At 71.4% G+C, this 18909-nt stretch carries 16 protein-coding genes, 1 tRNA gene, 1 other RNA gene and 1 pseudogene; 5 read left to right on the top strand and 14 right to left on the bottom strand.

Going from position 1 to position 18909, the window contains the following annotated elements:
• Positions 1-23: 23 nt before the first annotated feature.
• The 9 genes from AB0M29_RS15515 to ffs form a co-directional block, all read right to left on the bottom strand.
• Positions 24-1316 carry a hypothetical protein gene (locus AB0M29_RS15515; RefSeq protein WP_365382781.1) on the bottom strand — a complete coding sequence of 431 codons (1293 nt, stop codon included), beginning with the start codon at positions 1314-1316 and terminating at the stop codon, positions 24-26.
• Complete coding sequence (locus AB0M29_RS15510; RefSeq protein WP_365382780.1) at positions 1313-1876, bottom strand: SigE family RNA polymerase sigma factor; 564 nt, start codon at positions 1874-1876, stop codon at positions 1313-1315. Before AB0M29_RS15510 ends, AB0M29_RS15515 begins: the two co-directional genes overlap by 4 nt.
• A 420-nt stretch (positions 1877-2296) precedes the next feature.
• Positions 2297-3364, bottom strand: a complete 1068-nt coding sequence (locus AB0M29_RS15505) for an aspartate-semialdehyde dehydrogenase (protein ID WP_365382779.1) — start codon at positions 3362-3364, stop codon at positions 2297-2299.
• Between the two features lie 52 nt (positions 3365-3416).
• On the bottom strand, positions 3417-4691 hold the full coding sequence (locus tag AB0M29_RS15500) for an aspartate kinase (RefSeq protein WP_365382778.1): 1275 nt from the start codon (positions 4689-4691) through the stop codon (positions 3417-3419).
• 167 nt (positions 4692-4858) lie between these two features.
• On the bottom strand, positions 4859-5503 hold the full coding sequence (locus AB0M29_RS15495; protein WP_365382865.1) for a DUF5063 domain-containing protein: 645 nt from the start codon (positions 5501-5503) through the stop codon (positions 4859-4861).
• 58 nt (positions 5504-5561) lie between these two features.
• The gene (recR, locus tag AB0M29_RS15490) at positions 5562-6161 is read right to left on the bottom strand and encodes a recombination mediator RecR (RefSeq protein WP_365382777.1); all 600 of its coding nucleotides are present in this window, start codon (positions 6159-6161) and stop codon (positions 5562-5564) included.
• A 58-nt stretch (positions 6162-6219) separates the two neighbouring features.
• Entirely contained in the window at positions 6220-6552 is a 333-nt protein-coding gene (locus AB0M29_RS15485; RefSeq protein WP_365382776.1) for a YbaB/EbfC family nucleoid-associated protein, read from the bottom strand.
• Positions 6553-6879: 327 nt separating this feature from the next.
• Positions 6880-9183, bottom strand: a complete 2304-nt coding sequence (locus AB0M29_RS15480) for a DNA polymerase III subunit gamma and tau (RefSeq protein ID WP_365382775.1) — start codon at positions 9181-9183, stop codon at positions 6880-6882.
• A 38-nt stretch (positions 9184-9221) separates the two neighbouring features.
• An RNA gene (gene ffs, locus AB0M29_RS15475) (signal recognition particle sRNA small type) lies at positions 9222-9318 on the bottom strand.
• A gap of 72 nt (positions 9319-9390) precedes the next feature.
• Between ffs and AB0M29_RS15470 the strand changes: the two genes are divergently transcribed.
• Positions 9391-9478 (top strand) — tRNA-Ser (locus tag AB0M29_RS15470).
• Between the two features lie 68 nt (positions 9479-9546).
• On the opposite strand, the pseudogene AB0M29_RS15465 reads toward AB0M29_RS15470, so the two are convergent.
• The 5 genes and pseudogenes from AB0M29_RS15465 to AB0M29_RS15445 form a co-directional block, all read right to left on the bottom strand.
• A pseudogene (locus AB0M29_RS15465) lies at positions 9547-9752 on the bottom strand (site-specific integrase); the annotation flags it as partial.
• A 67-nt stretch (positions 9753-9819) separates the two neighbouring features.
• Complete coding sequence (locus AB0M29_RS15460) at positions 9820-11049, bottom strand: cytochrome P450 (RefSeq protein ID WP_365382774.1); 1230 nt, start codon at positions 11047-11049, stop codon at positions 9820-9822.
• A gap of 173 nt (positions 11050-11222) precedes the next feature.
• Positions 11223-12305 (bottom strand): cytochrome P450, encoded by a 1083-nt coding sequence (locus AB0M29_RS15455; RefSeq protein ID WP_365382773.1) that lies wholly within the window; start codon positions 12303-12305, stop codon positions 11223-11225.
• Between the two features lie 645 nt (positions 12306-12950).
• Positions 12951-13661 carry a hypothetical protein gene (locus AB0M29_RS15450; RefSeq protein WP_365382772.1) on the bottom strand — a complete coding sequence of 237 codons (711 nt, stop codon included), beginning with the start codon at positions 13659-13661 and terminating at the stop codon, positions 12951-12953.
• A 222-nt stretch (positions 13662-13883) separates the two neighbouring features.
• Positions 13884-14861: an AsnC family transcriptional regulator gene (locus AB0M29_RS15445; RefSeq protein ID WP_365382771.1), complete on the bottom strand. Its 978-nt coding sequence runs from the start codon at positions 14859-14861 to the stop codon at positions 13884-13886.
• Between the two features lie 183 nt (positions 14862-15044).
• Here AB0M29_RS15445 and AB0M29_RS15440 point away from each other — a divergent pair, with 183 nt between their 5' ends.
• The 4 genes from AB0M29_RS15440 to AB0M29_RS15425 all read left to right on the top strand — a co-directional run bounded on the left by AB0M29_RS15440 (position 15045) and on the right by AB0M29_RS15425 (position 18810).
• Positions 15045-15929, top strand: a complete 885-nt coding sequence (locus tag AB0M29_RS15440; protein WP_365382770.1) for an oxidoreductase — start codon at positions 15045-15047, stop codon at positions 15927-15929.
• Between the two features lie 37 nt (positions 15930-15966).
• Positions 15967-16527, top strand: a complete 561-nt coding sequence (locus tag AB0M29_RS15435) for an NADPH-dependent FMN reductase (protein WP_365382769.1) — start codon at positions 15967-15969, stop codon at positions 16525-16527.
• A gap of 126 nt (positions 16528-16653) precedes the next feature.
• Positions 16654-17142, top strand: coding sequence for a DUF6578 domain-containing protein (locus tag AB0M29_RS15430; RefSeq protein ID WP_365382768.1), 489 nt, complete (start codon positions 16654-16656; stop codon positions 17140-17142).
• Between the two features lie 195 nt (positions 17143-17337).
• A complete protein-coding gene (locus AB0M29_RS15425; protein ID WP_365382767.1) occupies positions 17338-18810 on the top strand; it encodes an ATP-binding protein in 1473 nt (490 codons plus the stop codon).
• Positions 18811-18909 lie beyond the last annotated feature (99 nt).

Here is an 18909-nt window from a genome sequence, read left to right as displayed (position 1 = left end):
CCGCGCTCGCGCTAGGACACGCCCTACGAGCCCGCGCCGGTGGTGGTGCTGGTCGCGGGGGCGGGCAGCGCCGTGGTGGTGTAGACGGTGCCCGCGCAGGCGTTCTGGATGACCGGGCCGTCGACCACCGGGGCACCGGCGGCCGGGGTGTGGTTGAGGGCGACGCTGGCCGGGGGCGCGGACACCGGGGTGTCGCCGCCGGAGGCGGGCGCGTTGGCACCGGTGTTCGTGCCGGGGTCGGTGCCGCTCGGGGCGTCGGCGCCGCCGGTGGCGGTCGCGGTGTCGGTCGGCGTCGCGGTGGGCGGTGTCGTGGTGGGCGCGGGACACCCGCCGGGGCCGTTGCTGTCCGGGACCCAGGCGAACTGCACCTCGTAGTCGGCGCCGGGGGCGAGCACGACGGGCGCGTTCGAGGCGGCGGGCAGCCCGGAGGCGGGGTCGCCGGGGGTGTGGCCCATGACGACGATCCGGTTGGCGTCGGCGGCGCCGTGGGCGAGGGCCTGCACCCGGCCGCCGCTGGCGATGGTGCAGGGGGTGGTGGAGACGTTGGCGACGCGGAACCAGCCGTAGACCCGGCCGGCCGCGTCGGGGGCGTCCGCCTTGCTCGCGCCCTTGCCGAGCTGCGCGCTGGAGCAGTCCGGGGCGATGACGGAGGTGGTGCCCGTCGGGGTGGCGGGCTCGGTGGAGACGTTGCTGCCGGTCGGCGGCCGCGGGGTCACCCCGGTGCCGCCGGGGCCGCTGGACGGGGCGTAGGAGGGGTCGCCCGGCCAGGTGTCGGTGTGCCCGTCCTCACCGGGGGCGGGGGCGTGGGAGCTGGCGACGTTCGCGGGCGAGGCGTCGGCGCTGCCGCTGGTTCCGGCGGCGCGGATCAGTGCGGGCACCGCCATGCCCGCGAGCACCAGCGCCGCCGCGGCACCGGCCAGTGCCTGCCGCCGGTGCTGCCTGCGCGCCGGGATGGCCCGCCGCAGGTGGTCGAGCGCGTCGGGCGCCGCCTCGATGTCCCGGACGGCGTCCCGCAGCATCGCGCGCAGCGCCGCCTCGTCCGCGCTGTCGCCCAGCCAGTCGAGGTCGTCGCCGAGGCCGGACCCCGGGCCGTCGCCGTCGGCGTCGCCCTCGTCCCGGCCCAGGCCGCCGTCCTCCCGGCCCGCGGGTGCGGTCGCCGGAGCGGCATCGGCCGAAGCATCGGCCGAAGCACCGGTCGCGGCGTCCTTCGGGGACGCGGGCTCCGGTGCGGCATCCTTCGCGGATGCGGGGTCGGGTGCGGTGTTCTGGTCGTCGTCCATACCGTGCGTACCGTGCGCGTCGTCGGGGGTGATCATGCCGTCGCCTCCATCGCGACGCGCAGCGCCGCGATGCCTCGCGAACCGTATGCCTTCACCGAGCCGAGGGAAATACCGAGGGCCTCGGCGACCTGCGCCTCCGTCATGTCGGCGAAGTATCGCAGCACCAGCACCTCGCGCTGCCTGCGCTGCAGTGCGCGCATGGCGGCCTTGAGCTGGTCGCGCTCCAGGATCTCGTACGCGCCCTCTTCGGCGCTGGCCATGTCGGGCATGGGCTTCGAGAGGAGCTTGAGGCCGATGATGCGGCGGCGCAGGGCGGACCGGGAGAGGTTCACCACGGTCTGCCGCAGGTAGGCGAGGGTCTTCTCGGGGTCACGGACCCGGCCGCGGGCCGAGTGGACCCGGATGAACGCCTCCTGGACGACGTCCTCGCAGGAGGCGGTGTCGTCGAGCAGGAGTGCGGCGAGGCCGAGCAGGGAGCGGTAGTGGGCGCGGTAGGTCTCGGTGAGGTGGTCGACCGTGGTGCCTACTGCCATCGCCGTGTCAGCGTCCTCGCTGTCGGCGGTCTTGACCCGGACGACCGGCCAGGGCGCGATCACCGGAATCCCCCCGGGGAAGCCAGCGGGGGCCGCGGCACGCGTGCGCGGGAGACGCGGGGGCGCCAGACTGCCGCCCCGCCCGAATGCCGTCTCGATACCCAGTGCCTCCGCCACGTTTGTAGGACACGCATCCCCCCCTCAGGGTTGTACGCGTAAGACACGCCGCTCGACGGAGCGTCAAATATCCGCATGCGTACCAGCTCTTCCTCAACGCCCTATTTACACCGACGTTTCCTCCCCCGGATCACGCTCGGTGTGCAGCACCATAGGGCAGTGCGCTGACACAAAGACGCCCCCCGGTGAGAGTCGGTTGCAGCCGGGGAGAGCAAATTGTCCAACGTTTGGGCGCGTGGGTTCAAGTGGTCCAGACCAGCAACTTTGTCACTTCACGCGCACTTCACATGTGGAATGCACCTAAATTCATGTGCGGGGCGCAACAAATTCCGCCGCGACGACCTCCGCGATCTGGGCGGCGTTGAGGGCCGCTCCCTTGCGCAGATTGTCACCGCACACGAACAGCTCCAGCGCGCACGGATCGTCCATCGACCGCCGCACCCGTCCCACCCAGGTCGGATCGGTGCCGACCACGTCAGCGGGGGTGGGGAACTCCCCGTCACCAGGGGAGTCGGCCACCACCACGCCCGGCGCCGCGCTCAGGATCTCGTGGGCGTGGGCGACCGTCACCTCGTTCTCGAAGCGCGCGTGGACGGCCAGCGAGTGGCCGGTGACCACCGGAACCCGTACACAGGTCGCCGTCACCCTCAGTTGCGGAAGGCCGAGAATCTTCCGTGACTCGTCGCGAACTTTCAGCTCCTCCGATGACCAGCCGTCGGAGGTCAGCGAGCCCGCCCACGGCACGACGTTCAGCGCCAGCGGAGCGGGGAAAGGCCCGAAATCGCCCACCGCACGGCGGAGATCGCCCGCTTGCGTTCCGGCCTCCGTACCCGCAACCTTCGCCAACTGCTCGCGCAGCGCGTCGATCCCGGCCTGACCGGCACCGGAGGCCGCCTGGTACGAGGCGACGATCAGCTCGGTGAGCCCGAACTCGGCGTGCAAAGCGCCCATCGCCACGATCATCGACAGCGTCGTGCAGTTGGGGTTGGCGACGATGCCGCGCGGCCGCATCCGTACCGCGTGCGCGTTCAGCTCGGGCACCACCAGGGGCACCTCGTCGTCCATCCGGAAGGCGCCGGAGTTGTCGATGACGACGACGCCCTTGGCCGCCGCGATCGGCGCCCAGTGCGCCGCCACGTCGTCGGGCACGTCGAAGAGCGCCACGTCGATCCCGTCGAAGGCCGCCTCGTCCAGCGCGACGACCTCGGTCTCCACCCCGCGCACCGGCAGCAGCCGCCCGGCCGACCGCGCGGACGCGATCAGCCGGATCTCCCCCCACACGTCCTGGCGCGTGGAGAGGAGTTCCCGCATCACCGTGCCGACCGCCCCCGTCGCCCCCACCACGGCGAGCGACGGACGCGGCCCGGCCGTCATCGGCCCGTACCGCCGTAAGTGAGCACCGCGCCGCGGCCGAGCGTCCTGCCGCTCATCGGCCCGTACCGCCGTACACGACCGCCTCGTCGGTGTCGCTGTCCAGCCCGAAGGCCGAGTGCACCGCCTGGACGGCCGGCTTCACGTCGTCGACCCGGGTGACCACCGAGATACGGATCTCGGAGGTCGAGATCAGCTCGATGTTGACCCCGGCGTTGGAGAGCGCCTCGAAGAAGGTCGCGGTGACCCCGGGGTTGGTCTTCATCCCGGCGCCGACCAGCGAGATCTTGCCGATCTCGTCGTCGTAACGCAGCGAGTCGAAGGCGATGACGGCCTGCGCCTTGGTCAGCGCGGCCATCGCCTTCTGGCCCTCGGTCTTGGGCAGCGTGAAGGAGATGTCGGTCAGCGCGGTGGCGGCCGCCGACACGTTCTGCACGATCATGTCGATGTTGATCTCGGCGTCGGCGATGGCCCGGAAGATCGTCGCCGCCTCACCGGGCTTGTCCGGCACGCCGACGACCGTGATCTTGGCCTCGGAGGTGTCGTGCGAGACACCGGAGATGATCGCCTGCTCCATCGGGCTGTCTCCTTGTGGTGGTTCGTTGCTGACCCAGGTGCCCGGCAGGCCGGAGAACGAGGACCGTACGTGGATCGGGATGTTGTACCGGCGGGCGTACTCCACACACCGGTGCAGCAGCACCTTCGAGCCGGAACTGGCCAGCTCCAGCATGTCCTCGAAGCCGATCCAGTCCATCTTGCGGGCCTTCTTGACCACCCGCGGGTCGGCGGTGAAGACCCCGTCGACGTCGGTGTAGATCTCGCAGACCTCGGCGGCCAGTGCCGCCGCCAGCGCGACCGCGGTGGTGTCGGACCCACCCCGCCCGAGCGTGGTGATGTCCTTCTTGTCCTGCGAGACGCCCTGGAAGCCGGCGACGATCGCGATGTTGCCCTCGTCGAGGGCGGTACGGATCCGGCCGGGCGTCACATCGATGATCCGCGCCTTGTTGTGCACCGAATCGGTGATCACGCCCGCCTGGCTGCCGGTGAAGGACTGCGCCTCGTGGCCGAGGTTTTTGATCGCCATCGCGAGCAGCGCCATGGAGATGCGCTCTCCCGCGGTCAGCAGCATGTCGAACTCGCGGCCCGCCGGAATCGGCGACACCTGCTCGGCGAGATCGATCAGCTCGTCCGTCGTATCGCCCATCGCGGACACGACGACGACCACCTGGTGGCCTGCCATCTTGGTGTCCACGATGCGTCGGGCGACGCGCTTGATGCCATCGGCATCAGCGACGGAGGAGCCTCCGTACTTCTGCACGACAAGGCCCACGTGCGCTCCTCGCTCAGGGGTTGATGCGTCGCCCCAGTTTAACGAGCGGGCCGGATCCGCCCCGCGTGTATTGCATGGTGAGACGCGGCGCCCAGGAAGTGATCAGATGTTCCTGGGCGCGAGGCCCTTCGCGGGCGGCGGCGCCGGGCCTCCACGTCAGCGGCGCGTCACGTCGCCGGGCGCATCCCCAGCGTGCCCAGCTCGGCCTCCATGACCCGGCCCGCCTCCTGGGCAAGCGCCTCCTCGTCGTCGGCGTCGTTCCCGGTGTCCAGGCCGTCCAGCTCGTCCAGCGGGCTGTCCAGCCGTACGTGGGCGACGAGCGACTGGAGTGCGCGCAGGCTGGCGCTGGCGGTCGGTCCCCAGTTGGACAGGTACGAGAACTGCCACCACCACAACGCCTCGGAGACCCGCCCGGCGCGGAAGTGCGCGAGGCCGTGCGTGAGATCGGCCACCACGTCGGCCATGTCGTCGGAGATACGGCAGGCCACGGGCGTCGACCGGGGCACATAGGGGTCGAAGACCTCGGAGTAGACGTCGATCGGCTCCAGCAGGGCCGCCAGCCGCTGCCGCAGGTCGTCCTCGTCGGGCTCGGGGCCGACGTCCGGCTCGTACCGCTCGTCGGGCACGATGTCCTCGTGCGCGCCCAGGCGGCCGCCGGCCAGCAGAAGCTGCGAGACCTCGAGCAGCAGATACGGTACTGCGCTGTCCGGATCGTCACCCTTGGCGACCTCGCGGACCGAGAGGATGAAGCTCTCGATCTGGTCGCCGATCTGTACGGCGAACTCGTCCGGCTCCTGCGGGACCCGGCCCATTCCCTGACCCGGGCCCTGACCCGGCTCGTGGCCGTCCTCCGGCAGCTTCACCACGGTGTCAGACATCCAGCAACCGCCTTCCTTCGAAGGCCCGCCCGAGCGTGACCTCGTCCGCGTACTCCAAGTCACCGCCCACGGGCAGGCCGCTCGCCAGTCGCGTGACGCGCAGCCCCATGGGCTTCACCATCCGGGCCAGGTACGTCGCCGTCGCCTCGCCCTCCAGATTCGGGTCGGTCGCCAGGATCAGCTCGGTGACCGTACCGTCGGCCAGTCGTGCCAACAGTTCCCGTATCCGCAGGTCATCAGGGCCTACACCCTCGATCGGGCTGATCGCGCCGCCCAGTACGTGGTACCGCCCGCGGAACTCGCGGGTGCGCTCGACCGCCACCACGTCCTTGGGCTCCTCGACCACACAGATCACCGACGGGTCGCGGCGCGGGTCGCGGCAGACCCGGCACTGGTCGTCCTGCGCGACATTGCCGCACACCCCGCAGAAGCGGACCTTCGCCTTGACCTCCGACAGCACGTGCGCGAGGCGCCGTACGTCCGCCGGATCGGCCTGGAGGATGTGGAAGGCGATCCGCTGCGCGCTCTTCGGACCCACGCCGGGCAGCCTGCCCAGTTCGTCGATCAGGTCCTGAACCACGCCTTCGTACACGCCGACGCCTTCCTTCTTCTCGTCCTGCTCGTCCTGCTCGTCCTGCTCGTCTTCGTCTTCAGAAGGGGAGTCCGGGCATGCCGCCCAGCCCCTGGGCGAGCGGCCCGAGCTTGGCCTGCTGCAGCTCCTGCGCGGACGCGTTCGCGTTGTGGACCGCGGCCACGACCAGATCGGCCAGCGTCTCCGTGTCGTCCGGGTCGACGGCCTTCGGGTCGATCACCAGCGCCCGCAGCTCTCCGGCACCGGTGACCGTCGCGGTCACCAGCCCGCCGCCCGCGGTGCCCTCGACCTCGGTCTCGGCCAGTTCCTGCTGGGCCGCGGCGAGGTCCTGCTGCATCTTCTGGGCCTGCTGGAGCAGCGCCTGCATATTGGGCTGACCACCGGGGATCACGGTTTCGCTCCTGCCTTGCGACGACGGTTGCCACCTGTTGGTGCCACCTTTTGCGTGACACGCCGAGCCTACGTGCTCATACGGCCCAGCGCCCTACGCCGTACGGAGGATCACCCCTCCTCATGGAGTACGTGCGAGCCCTCGCGAACGTTCACCCGCCGGTCGGAGGCCGGTCATCCGGCTCACCGAGCGGCAGGTCAGAGCGCCGGAAGGACGCATACCCGGAAACGGGCAGGGCAGCGCTTCGAACATCACTTCGAGTGCGGCGGCGGGCTGTGGTCCCGGGGGCACGTGGATTCGGGGCCAGGGCGTACGGCAGGGCCGCCGTCAGTCGTGGCTGATCTCCTCGATCACGGTCGCGCCCAGCTCGCGGACGAAGAGGTCGTGGCCGCTGAGGGCCGAGTCGACCAGATCGGGGTCGTCGTCCTCCGGGATGTCGTCCTCGATGCCGGGTGGCGGCGGCATGTCGTCCATCGGGGGCGGGGGCGGCCCACCCGCGCCGAAGTCGGGCCGGGGCGCGCCGGTGCCGCGGTCCTGCGGGGGCCGCGCGGCGGGCGGCTGGGCCTGGCCGTGCCCGGGGGCCTGGGGCTGGGCCGCCTGGGACTGCGCCTGGTGGGGCTGGTGCGGGGCGGGCGGGCGCGGTGAGCCGCCGCCTCCGCCGTGGCCGAAGCCCCCGCCGCCCGTGTTTCCGCCACCGCCACCGCCGCCGCCGGACGGGTCGACGATCGCCTCGATCCGCCAGTTCGCGCCGAGCGCGTCGTGGATGGCCTGCTTGAGTACGTCCTCGCTGCCGCTGTTCGCGAAGCTGTTGCGCGCTCCCGGGTTGTCGAACCCGACCTGCAGCGTCTCGCCGTCGAAGCCCGCCACCTGGGCGTTGTTGAAGAGCAGCATCCAGGTCAGCCGCCGCCGGTTCTTGACCGCCTCCAGGATCTGCGGCCACATCTGCCGCACCCGGGAGGGGTCGCCGACGGACGCGGGGGGCGCGGACGCGGGGGGCGGCTGCTGGGGGGCGGGTGCCTGCGCTTGTGCCTGCGGCTGTGCCTGTACGGGGGCGGGGGCCTGCGGTTGTACGGGGGCCGGGGCGCCGGCTCCGGGTGCGGCGGCGGTGGGCCAGGCACCGGGGCGCGGGGCGGCGGGTGCGGGTGCGGCTGCCTGCTGCGGCGCCGTCTGGGCGGCCGGGGCGGGTGCCTCGGGCTCCACGGGCGCCGGGGGTACGGCGGCGGGGGCCGGGGCCTGGGCGGCCTGGGTGTGGACCGGTGCCGGGGCCTGGACCGGTGCGGGCGCGGCCGGAGGAGCCGCTTCGGCCGACCCCGTACGACCGCCGAGTGCGGCCCGCGCGGCGGCGGCTCCCCCAGCGGCGGCAGGAACGCCGCCACCAGGGCCACCTGGGCCACCAGCCGCGGGAACGGCCGGCCCGGGACCGGGGCCGAAGCCCCCGCCCGCCGCGACGCCCCGCTCGAGCCGTTCCAGCCGGGCCTGGAGCGAGCGCTCGTCCTCGTAGGCCGCGGGCAGCAGCACCCGGGCGCAGATCAGCTCCAGTTGGAGCCGGGGCGAAGTGGCCCCGCGCATCTCGGTGAGCCCGACGCTGACCAGGTCCGCGCTACGGCTCAGCTCGGCCGCGCCCATCACCGACGCCTGGGCCCGCATCCGCTCCACCACGTCACGCGGCGCGTCGATGAGGCCCTTGTCCACCGCGTCGGGGACGGCCGCGATGATCACCAGGTCCCGTAGCCGTTCCAGCAGGTCGGTGACGAAGCGCCGCGGGTCGTGCCCGCCCTCGATCACCCGGTCGACGATCTCGAAGACCGCCGCCCCGTCCCCCGCCGCGAAGCCGTCCACCACATCGTCGAGCAGCGCCGCGTCCGTGTACCCGAGCAGCGCGGTGGCCATGGCGTACGTCACACCGTCCGCGCCCGCACCGGCCAGCAACTGGTCCATGACCGACATCGAGTCCCGTACCGAACCCGCCCCGGACCGTACGACCAGCGGATAGACCCCGTCCTCCACCGCGATCGCCTCGCGCTCGCACACCTCGGCCAGGTAGTTGCGCAGCGTCCCCGGCGGCACCAGCCGGAACGGGTAGTGGTGCGTACGCGACCGGATCGTGCCGATGACCTTCTCCGGCTCGGTGGTCGCGAAGATGAACTTCAGGTGCTCCGGCGGCTCCTCGACCACCTTCAGCAGGGCGTTGAACCCCGCCGGGGTGACCATGTGCGCCTCGTCGATGATGTAGATCTTGTACCGGCTGCCCGCGGGCCCGAAGAACGCCTTCTCCCGCAGATCACGCGCGTCGTCCACACCGCCGTGCGACGCCGCGTCGATCTCGATCACGTCGATCGATCCCGGGCCGTTCCGCGCCAGGTCCCGGCACGACTGGCACTCCCCGCACGGCGTCGGCGTCGGCCCCTGCTCGCAGTTCAGGCACCGCGCCAGGATCCGCGCACTCGTCGTCTTCCCGCAGCCGCGCGGCCCGCTGAACAGGTACGCGTGATTGACCCGGTTGTTCCGCAGCGCCTGCTGCAACGGGTCGGTGACGTGCTCCTGCCCGATGACCTCGGCGAAGGACTCGGGACGATAGCGGCGGTACAGAGCAAGGGACACGCCTACGACGATATCCGTGCCCACCGACATCCGGCCCCGCCCCGCCCTCCCGGGGCCGCCCCCAGGCATGCGAAGACCCCCCACGCACCCGCCAGAGCCCACCTACCCTTGCTGCCTTCCGGCCCTGGGGGAGTTCAGCGAGATAGCGCCACGTGAGGGGCTACCGCCACCCTACCCGATCCCCCACCCCCCGAACGAGTTCGCAACCACCCCCCCACGTCTTGTACTGTTTGCCGCGGAGGATTCGCCTAGTGGCCTAGGGCGCACGCTTGGAAAGCGTGTTGGGGGCAACCCCTCACGAGTTCGAATCTCGTATCCTCCGCCATTGCTCTCACCGGGCAATACGTCGAAGGGCCCCACCGTCCGCGGTGGGGCCCTTCGACGTACGTCAGCCCCGTTGTCCTGGCCTTTGTCCACAGGTGTGCGTCCGGCGCTCCCCAGATCGCCGTTCCGATCTCCCGCGCCACCTCGTTGCAGCAAGTGATCAGGCACATGGCGGTACCGGGCCCGCATGCGCGTGGCGCCGCCCGGCTACCCACCCATGTCCAGTCGTGGTAGTCGGTGTTCGGGCTGAGCGGCCCGCCCAGGGGCTTCGTGAAAGGACCAGGCGCCGGAGTCCTGCCGGCTCCGACGCCTCCACCTCCCGGAACCTGAGCGGGCGGAACGTCAGCGTTGGGCGAGCGTGCCGCGGAAGGCCTGGGGGACCGGGGCGAAGCGGTAGGCGACGGTGAGGGCGTCCGGGTCGGGGACGGTCAGGTGGTAGCGAGTGGTCATCAGGTAGCAGAGCAGCATGAGCTGGGTCGTGCCGAGGTCCGCGCCGACGCAGTTCTTCGGGGCCCAGCCGAAGGGGACGTAGCTTGCCTTGTCCGCCGGGCCGTGCGGGGCGTCCGGGAGGAAGCGGTCGGGGTCGAAGGTGTCGGGTTGCTGCCAGTTGCGGCCGTCGCGGTGGATCAGGTGGGGGCTGAGCAGGTAGCCCTGGCCCTCTTTCAGGGTGGCGGGGCCGAGGTCGAAGGCCTGGCGGGCCTGGCGCATCAGCACCAGCGGCGGGCTCCACATGCGCAGCACCTCCTTGACGAACCGGTGGGTCACCGGGGCCGTCCGAGTGGGGGAGGCGAAGAACCGCTCCGGGTCCGCCCCGGCCAGTTCCTCGGTGAGCCGCTCGGTCCACTCTGGCTGCCGCACCAGTTCGTACAGGACGCTTGCGGCGGCCGCGCCCGGCGGACCGCCGATCGCGGTGAGGACGGCGGTGACGACGTCGAGCGCGCGGTCCATGCCGAGTTCGGGGAGCAGGTCCACGAACGGGTCCGCGAGGTCGAGCTCCCGGGGGCGGCGGCCCGACGCGCGCTGCCGCAGCACGCGCCGCACCACCAGGCCGGCCCGGACCTGGACCGTGGTGAACAGCAGCCGCCCCCACGGCCCGCGCACCGGTTCCAGGGCGATCAGGCGGACCAGCTTCTGATGGAGGTCCTCATGGACGACGGCGGCCTCGCGGTCGGTGAGCCCCGACAGGGCGAGCGGCAGCAGCGACCGTACCGCGACCTCTTGCGCGAGCATGACGAGGTCGACGTCGTCCTCGCCGAGCACCTCGCCGACGGTGAGCTCCATCCGCTCCAGCATCCGGACGTTGTGCTCGGCGGTGGCCAGCCGGTGCAACTGGGTGAGCCACGCACCGCGCACCCGCGTCCAGCGCACCGGTGTGCTGCTGCGCCGGCGCAGCAGGTCGGTCAGCCGGTCGTGCATGACGAGGTCGCTCCAGTTCGCACCGCTCACCTTGCGTGCCGCGTGCGGCTCGAAGACAGCGAGCAGCCCGTCGTCCACCCAGAAGACACCCCCTTCCGTGGCGCTGCGCCGGCGCAGGTCGTGCAGGAAGTCCGTGGCGTGGTGCGGGGTGGTCATGGCTTCGCCTCTCCCGGTTGGTCATGGCTCGCCTCGCGCGAGGGCCGGGGCGCGAACGGCCCCGCACCGGCCCGGCTAGATGTGGTGGTACAGGTACCAGTGGATGGTGAGGCTGTAGCCGGACCGGATGTTGAGGGCCGACTTCGCGGAGCGGTAGATCTTCTTCATGGCGTTCACCCCCTCCCCACGGGGTCGGAGTCGGAGCCGGGGCCGCCGCCCAGTTCCACGGTGAACCGCGGAGGCGCCAGGGCGGGGCCCGGCAGCGGGGCCTCGCCGCTGGGGAACACGGACAGCGTCCGGTCCTGGGCAATGGCCCGGACCAGGTCCTCCAGCAGCGAGACGGTCACGGTGGCACCCGCGCAGGTGTGGACGCCGTGCCCGAAGGGGATGAACGCCGGGTCATGACGGGGGACGGCCCACCGCTCCGGCACGAACTCGTCGGGGCGCTCCCAGTGGTCGGGGTGCCGGTGCACGAGGTACGAGCACACGTCGACCTCGTCGCCCGGCGCGACGGACACGCCCCGCAGTTCGTGCTCCCTGACCGGCGTACGCGCGAACATCCACGCCACCGGCCAGAGCCGCATCGCCTCCCGTACGGTGAAGCCCGCCGCGGTGCCCTCGGTGCCGGGATGCGTGCCGACCAGGTACACGCACCAGCCGAGGACGAACCCGATCGAGCCGACCGTGGCGAACAGGAACGACAGGTACACCTCGGCCAGTTCGGCCGGCTGCGCGGCCGGTCCGCCTGACCGGATCGTGACGTCCAGCAGGTCGCGTGGCGCGCTGCCCGCGACACCGGCACCGGCACCGGCTTCGGTGTCGGCGAGCCGGCGGCGGCGGATCTCCCGCGCCAGGACCCGCATCGTGCGGCGGCGGAACACCGCGCGGGACAGCGGGCTGTGGCGCTGCCGGGCGCCGGCCAGCACGGCCCGGTCGACGACGGCGTCGAGCAGCACGGTCAGTTCAGGCGCGGTGCCAGGGTGCAGCAGGGCGTCGCGCAGGAGTTCGCGGATCAGCAGGTTGCCCGCGTCGGGCCAGGCGCTGGCGGGCGCGAGCATGCCGTCCACCAGCCCCGGGATGTCGCCGCGGCGGGCGTCCAGATGCGCACGCAGCAGCGCCCGCGCCGCCCGGCCGGTCTCGACCTGCGCGGACCTGGGCCCGAACACCCCGCGTCGGGTGTGGAAGAAGTCGGAGGTCTCGCGGAAGTCGCCCGAACGGTTGGCCAGGACGTCCCGCGCGGCCTGCGGATCGGCCACGCACAGCCGGCCCGAGGCGGAGCGCCACACGTCGTGTGAGGCGTCGAACTCCGCGGTCAGAAAGCCCAGCGGGTCTCTGCGGAAGTGCGCCGCGCCATCGCGTGGGCGTTCCTGAGGTTGTTCCGGCCGGGGCTCCTGAGGGCGCTCGGGTGGTACACCGGGCCGGCCTTCACTGGTCGATGCCACTTCCGCCCCCCGCCGCCGGCTCCCGCCGCTGACTCCCCGGCCAGCAGCCTGCTCCGACGTGAACGGGAAGTCACGTCCCTATCGAGCCGTTTCGTGACGGCCGGCGAACGAGGCGCTGGAGTGGAGGGCCGGCACCTCCTCGCCGCCCAGTACATGACGCACCGGGCAGCAGCCGCAAAGGAGGGTTGTGCACGGCGGCATCGAGAGAGGAGGTGGCTTTGTCACAGCGCAGACAGCCGTGGCCGCCTGGTCTCAATTCTTGTCTCATTCAGCCGCGTCCGGACCTGTCCACCGGCTACCCGAAAGCAGTTTCGGCCCAGGCCAGAACGCCTCTGACCCATCCCGAACCCCCGCGTGACTCGCTGGAAGGCGTGTTGGGGGCAACCCCTCACGGGTTCGAATCTCGTATCCTCCGCCATTGCTCTCACCGGGCAATACGTTGAAGGGCCCAGCTGATCGCTAACGGGTGCGGCTCACGCCGCTGGCGCTGGCGGCGGCGTTGCGGCGGAGGTGGTGGTGGATCATCGCCGTCGCGCACACCGCTGCGGGGACGACGCTGGCGGGTACGGTCCACCACGGGATTCCGATCTGCGCCGCTGTCAGGCCCACCCCGACGGAGATCGCGGTGATGGTGAAGAACACCTGCTTGCCGTACGGGTCCCAGGTGAAGGGCGCGTAGTCGCGGGGCCTGGTAAGGCGCGCCGCGCCGAAGACGAAGGCCTGAGCCGCGAGGAGCGCGGCGAGCACGCCGGCCGCGGCGTTCATCTGGATCTTGCCGCGGGGGGCCGCCGTGGTGCTCTGGCGTACGCCGTCCTTGCCGAGCACCACGATGGCGCCCCGCCAGGCGGTGGCCGTGACCTGGTCGCCGGGCTTGAGCCGCTTCAGGAGCGGTCCCGGACCACCGAACGACACCGTTCCCCGCCAGGATGTCCGGTACGTCAGTGTCGCCTCGTCAACGTGCCCCTTCCCTGCGGGCTTGTCCACCGTCGTCTTCACCACGGTGAGTTGCCAGGTGCTCAGGCAGTCGGTCCGGTCCTGCCGCATTTCGCGGAGGGAGCACTGCTCGGCCGCACGGTAGTCCTGGTAGCGCTCCCGGTCGGAGGGCAGCCACCAGGCGAACGTCACGTAGCAGGCCGCTGCCGACACCAGGGACAGCAGGATCAGCAGCACGCCCGCTAACCGTGTCCGGCCGGGCGATCGTCGGCCGGCACCATTCTTGCTCGGCAGACTGCCCGCCTTGTTCGCTGTCGCCCGTATTGTCATTGTCTCCCCCTCCGCTCCCGCAGCTTCCACCAGCGGCGAGCGGGCCCACAATGAGGTCGGACGGCAGTCCGGGAGAGGCGGCGGCTTCCGTATCCCGGCAACTACGGTGAAGAGCAGTGGCATCTGACGTCAGGTCGGGGTCAGGCGGCCCTGGTGGAGGCGGGTGCCGGCCTGCTTGAGCCGGTGCAGCACCGGCACCACGTCGACGAGGGTGACGGCGGGCAGGACGCCGATCCGGTCGGTGACGTAGGTGTAGAGGTCGTCCATGGTCCGGCAGGTGACGGTGACCAGGAGGCTCGCCGAGCCGGTGACCGCGGCGGCGAAGGTGGTCTCCGGGTGGCGGGACAGGGTGTCCCCGGTCTCCCTGAGCCGACCGGGGTTGACGGTCAGCCACAGGTAGGCGGTCGTGTGGAAGCCGAAGCGGGCGTAGGCGAGGTCGACGGCCAGGCGCAGCGCCTGACCGTCGAGCAGCTCCTCCAGGCGTGCGGAGACCCGGGCCTTGGACCAGCCGGTGGCGCGGGCCAGGTCCACCACCCCGGTTCGCCCGTCCCGGGCCAGCTCCACCAGCAGCGGGGCGTCCGCCTCGCCGAGCGCCGCCGCGCGGGCGTCCCTGGGTGAGGTGCGCGCGTCGTGCAGGACCGCGCGGGCGGCGGGGGTGAGGGGTTCGTCGAACGCCCGCCACTTGGCCTCGGCGCCCAGGTGCACATGGAGCACGGCGTAGGCGTGGAAGCCGAGGACCCGGGCGGTGCGCGGCAGCCGGTGCAGGACGGAGCCGTGCGGGTGCGCCGGGTCGCTCCGGGTCTGGCAGACGATCTCGGAGCCGCCGGAGGTGACGCTGACGTAAGAGGTGTCCTCCCGTGCGGCCAGGGCCTCGGCCAGTGCGTCGGCGGCGTCGGGACGGCACTGGACCCGGACGAACCAGGTCTGCTCACGTGAGCCGCCACGCCCCGGCAGCGCGCGGACGCGGACCGCGCCATCGGCGACCAGGGCGCGGTAGCGGCGCGCCACGGTCTGCTCGGAGACCTCGGCCACCTCGGCGATCCGCCGGAACGGGGCCCGTGCGTCGAGCAGCAGGCACTGGACGATTCGGCGGTCGATCTGATCCATGAGGGAAGGATAGTCGCCTGTACGCCTCATAGATGGAGGTTTGGGCACCGCTCAGTCGAACTCCTGGGTGGTGATGAGGGGGCGGGACGACAGTGGGGTCATGCTCCGCTGCGTCGTTCCGGACTCACCAGCGCGGCACCAGAGCTCCCCACCCTCTTCCCTCTTCCGACCAAGGAGTGCGCGATGAGCGCCGACACCGTCCTTCCCGGCGGAGCCCTCCGCCTGTCCGAGACCCTGACCGTGAGCCGCGTCGGCTACGGCGCCCTGCAATTGGCCGGGCCGATGGCCTACGGCCCGCCGCGCGACCGCGACGAGGCGCTGGCTGTGCTGCGCGCCGTAGCGGACGCCGGGATCACCCACCTGGACACCAGCGACTACTACGGCCCGCACCTGGTCAACGGCCTGATCCGGGAGGCCCTGCACCCCTACCGCGACGGCCTGCGCATCGCCACCAAGGTCGGCGCCCGCCGCACCCCCGACCGCGGCTGGCCCGCCGCCCTGTCCCGCTCCGAGCTGGTGCGGGCCGTCCACGACAACCTGGAGCACCTGGGCCTGGAGACCCTGGACCTGGTGAACCTGCGCATGACCGACACCCTGGCGGCGCGGGACGTCGTCGAGCCGTTCTCGGTCCTGGCCGAACTGCGCGAGCAGGGCCTGATCCGCGACCTGGGCGTCAGCAACGTCAGCGCGGAGCAGGTCCGGGCGGCCCGTCGGATCGCGCCGGTGGTCGCGGTGCAGAACCACTACAACATCGCCCACCGCCAGGACGACGCCCTGGTGGACTGGTGCGCCGAACAGGGCATCGCCTTCGTCCCGTTCTGGCCGCTCGGCGGCTTCCGCCCGCTCCAGGCCCAGGCGCTGGAGCAGGTCGCCACCGAGCTGGGCGCCACACCGCGCCAGATCGCCCTGGCCTGGCTGCTGCACCGCTCGCCCACCATCCTGCTCATCCCCGGCACCTCCCGGCGTCCCCACCTCACCCAGAACATCGCCGCCGGCGCCCTCGACCTCCCCGCGCGAGCCCTCCGCACCCTGGACGCCATCGCGGATGCCGACGCGTCGTTCCAGTGACCGCCCCCTCCCCCCCGCCTTCCTGGAGCCCACTGCCATGTCGTTCTCCTCCGCCCGCCACCACCGCACGCTGGTGCTGTCCGGGAGCCTGCGCACCGGTTCGGTGACCGGCCGGATCGCCGAGGCCGCCCTGGCCCGAAGCCGTTCGGGATACGAGGTCGCGCTCGCCGCCGGTCTTGCCCGGCTGCCGCTGTTCAACGAGGACCTGGACACCGACCCCGTACCGGCCGCCGTGGCCGAACTGCGGGCACAGGTCGCCTCCGCCGACAGCGTGCTGGTCCTCAGTCCGGTCAACAACGCCAGCGTCTCGGCCGCCCTGAAGAACGCCCTGGACTGGCTCTCCCGCCCGCGCTACGCCAGCCCGCTCGCCGGCAAACCGGCCCTCGGCCTGGTCGTCGGCTACCACTCCCACGGTGCCGAGGACCATCTGGCGGCGATCCTGCGCGCGGTCCGGGCATATCCGGTGCCCGCCCCGACCCCGGTGCTCGACCCGCGTGTTCTCCAGACCCCGCACGCCGCCCACGACCCCCAGCTCGCCGCCGTCGTCGCCCACACCCTGGACGCTCTGCGTGCCGCCGCATCGGTGGGCATGCCATGACACTCCCGTCCGGCCGCCAGGCCGATGAGCGAGTCGCTCAGGCCAGGTTTTGAGAGCGAAGGGCCGGGCTGTCCGCAGCGGGACCCCTCGGCGTCGGCCTGGCCGTTGTGCCGACACAATCAGCTCATGCATTCGCTGCCCGTTTTTGTCGCCGACTGGGAGATGTACTGCTGCGGCGAGCCGTTCTCTGTCGGGACGGAGGTTCGCTGGTGCCTCCATTTCCTCTACGAGGACGAGATGTCTGTTCCTGCCCAGGCGCTCCTCCCTCCCGGCTCCCCGGTGACGGCGGCGGCATCGGCGAGCGTTGCCGAACCCGAGATCACCGACGGACTTCGCGGAATGCTCTCCGCGACCTGGCACACCTCCGCGCACAACCCCAAGACCCTGCTGGCGGGCACGGTGCGTCGCATCCGCCTCGTACGGCAGTTCACCGTGAAGGAGGACAGCGGCCAGACGGTCGTCCGGGCCGGGGCGCAGCTGACAGAACTCGCCGTGAGCCGCAGCCGCTTCACCATCGGGTCGGGCGCCACCCGGGAGGACTCCTGGCAGGAGACGGGTCTCCTGGTCGACCTGGCCATGGACCTCGACGCCGTCATCGCGTCGGTCTCCAGCTGACAGACCAAGCCCAGCTGGAAGGCTCACCAGTTTCAGCGCCCCCAGCGGGACAACCGACTCCACCGTCGCCTGCGCGATGCCCCCCAAATGCGCACGTCTGCTGTTGTGGCGTATGGCGTGGCGGGCGAGCCGGGGCAGTAGCGCAGGGAAGTAGGGGTATGTTTTATGGAAGTGTACTTCTATATAGGAGGGCTAGTGGACAAGCCTGCCGAGATGTTCGACCGCGACTACGAGTGGTCAGCGCTGAGCCGGTTCATCACCGATCCTCAACCAGGGGCGACGCTGGGTGTGGTCTCCGGGCGCCGCCGCCAGGGCAAGACGTTCCTACTGGATGCTGCCTGCCGTGCAGCCGGAGGGTTCTATTTCGGCGCGACCGAGGCGGCCGACGCCGAGTCGCTACGGCGGATCAGCACAGCTCTGAGCGCTCACGTCCGCCCAGCCAGCCCGTTCCACTTCGCCAACTGGTCGGAGGCAGTCGACGCGCTGCTCGCGCTGGGCACCGAGCGACCGGTCCCTGTGGTGATCGACGAATTCCCGTACCTCGCCAAAGTCAACCCGGAGCTGCCCTCGATCATCCAGGAGGCGCTGCGGCCTCTGCGTGAGCAGCGCACCGGCTCCCGTACCCGGCTGCTTCTGTGCGGTTCAGCCCTGTCCTTCATGGGTCGACTGCTGTCGGGCAACGCCCCACTGCGGGGACGAGCTGGGCTGGAGCTGGTCGTCCGCCCTCTCGACCACCGCCTCGCCGCCGAGTTCTGGGGCATCACCGACCCCCACCTGGCCATGAAGGTGAACGCGATCGTGGGCGGCACCCCTGCCTACCGGCGCGAATTCGCACGAGGGGACTCTCCGAAGAGTCCGGACGACTTCGACGACTGGGTCGTCCGCACCGTCCTCAATCCCGAAACCCCCCTTTTCCGCGAGGCCCGCTACCTGCTGGCCGAAGAACCCGACCTTCGCGATACCGCCCTGTACCTGTCCGTCCTTGCCGCCGTCGCCGACGGCAACGCCACCCGCGGGGGTATGGCCAGCTACCTGGAACGCAAGGCCACCGACATCGCGCACCCCATCAATGTCCTCGAAGACGCAGGTCTGCTCCACCGGGACGCCGACGTCTTCCGCGACAACCGGCCCACCTACCGCATCTCCGAACCGCTGATCGGCTTCTACCACGCGATCATGCGACCGGTCTGGGACCAACTCGAACGCCCCGGCAGTGCACATCGCGTCTGGCAGGCCAGCCATCGCCGCTTCGTCAGCAACGTTCTTGGGCCGCACTTCGAGCAGGTCTGCCGCGACTGGGCGCTGCACCACGCCGATTCCGAGCTTCTGGGTGGTCTGGCCGCCCGCGTCGGACAAGGCGTAGTCCATGACCCCAAGTCCCGCACCGGTCATGAGGTCGACGTGGCAGTGATCGGAATCGCAGACGGTGCCAAGCCGCCGCTCCTGGCCATCGGAGAAGCCAAGTGGAACGACACCATGGGCGCCGCTCACATCGAACGTCTCCGACATATTCGTGACCTCATCACTGCGTCCGGCCGCTACGACACCACCAGCACGCAGCTCCTGTGCTTCAGCGGTGCCGGCTTCAACGACAAGGCACACGCTGCAGCAGCAGCCGACCCGAACATCCGGCTGATTGGGCTGGCAACCCTCTACGGCCAGGTCTGAGGCACGCGGAGGGGCCCCTTCCCGGCAGGGGAGGCTCGGTGCTGCTCCCTGGAGACGCAGGCGGCCGGCCCGTAGGAGGAGCCGCAGCTTGGGGCGCCA

This window comes from Streptomyces sp. NPDC051976, assembly GCF_040680795.1.
Taxonomy (GTDB): Bacteria; Actinomycetota; Actinomycetes; order Streptomycetales; family Streptomycetaceae; genus Actinacidiphila.
This window is presented reverse-complemented; position numbering and strand designations above follow the sequence as displayed.

What these genes read in the sequence shown, in the direction of transcription:
- AB0M29_RS15515 (WP_365382781.1), bottom strand. Translation starts at nt 1,316, where the DNA reads ATGATCACCCCCGACGACGCGCACGGTACGCACGGTATGGACGACGAC.
- AB0M29_RS15505 (WP_365382779.1), bottom strand. Translation starts at nt 3,364, where the DNA reads ATGACGGCCGGGCCGCGTCCGTCGCTCGCCGTGGTGGGGGCGACGGGG.
- AB0M29_RS15495 (WP_365382865.1), bottom strand. Translation starts at nt 5,503, where the DNA reads ATGGGCCGGGTCCCGCAGGAGCCGGACGAGTTCGCCGTACAGATCGGC.
- AB0M29_RS15480 (WP_365382775.1), bottom strand. Translation starts at nt 9,183, where the DNA reads ATGTCGGTGGGCACGGATATCGTCGTAGGCGTGTCCCTTGCTCTGTAC.
- AB0M29_RS15460 (WP_365382774.1), bottom strand. Translation starts at nt 11,049, where the DNA reads ATGACCACCCCGCACCACGCCACGGACTTCCTGCACGACCTGCGCCGG.
- AB0M29_RS15445 (WP_365382771.1), bottom strand. Translation starts at nt 14,861, where the DNA reads ATGGATCAGATCGACCGCCGAATCGTCCAGTGCCTGCTGCTCGACGCA.
- AB0M29_RS15440 (WP_365382770.1), top strand. Translation starts at nt 15,045, where the DNA reads ATGAGCGCCGACACCGTCCTTCCCGGCGGAGCCCTCCGCCTGTCCGAG.
- AB0M29_RS15435 (WP_365382769.1), top strand. Translation starts at nt 15,967, where the DNA reads ATGTCGTTCTCCTCCGCCCGCCACCACCGCACGCTGGTGCTGTCCGGG.
- AB0M29_RS15430 (WP_365382768.1), top strand. Translation starts at nt 16,654, where the DNA reads ATGCATTCGCTGCCCGTTTTTGTCGCCGACTGGGAGATGTACTGCTGC.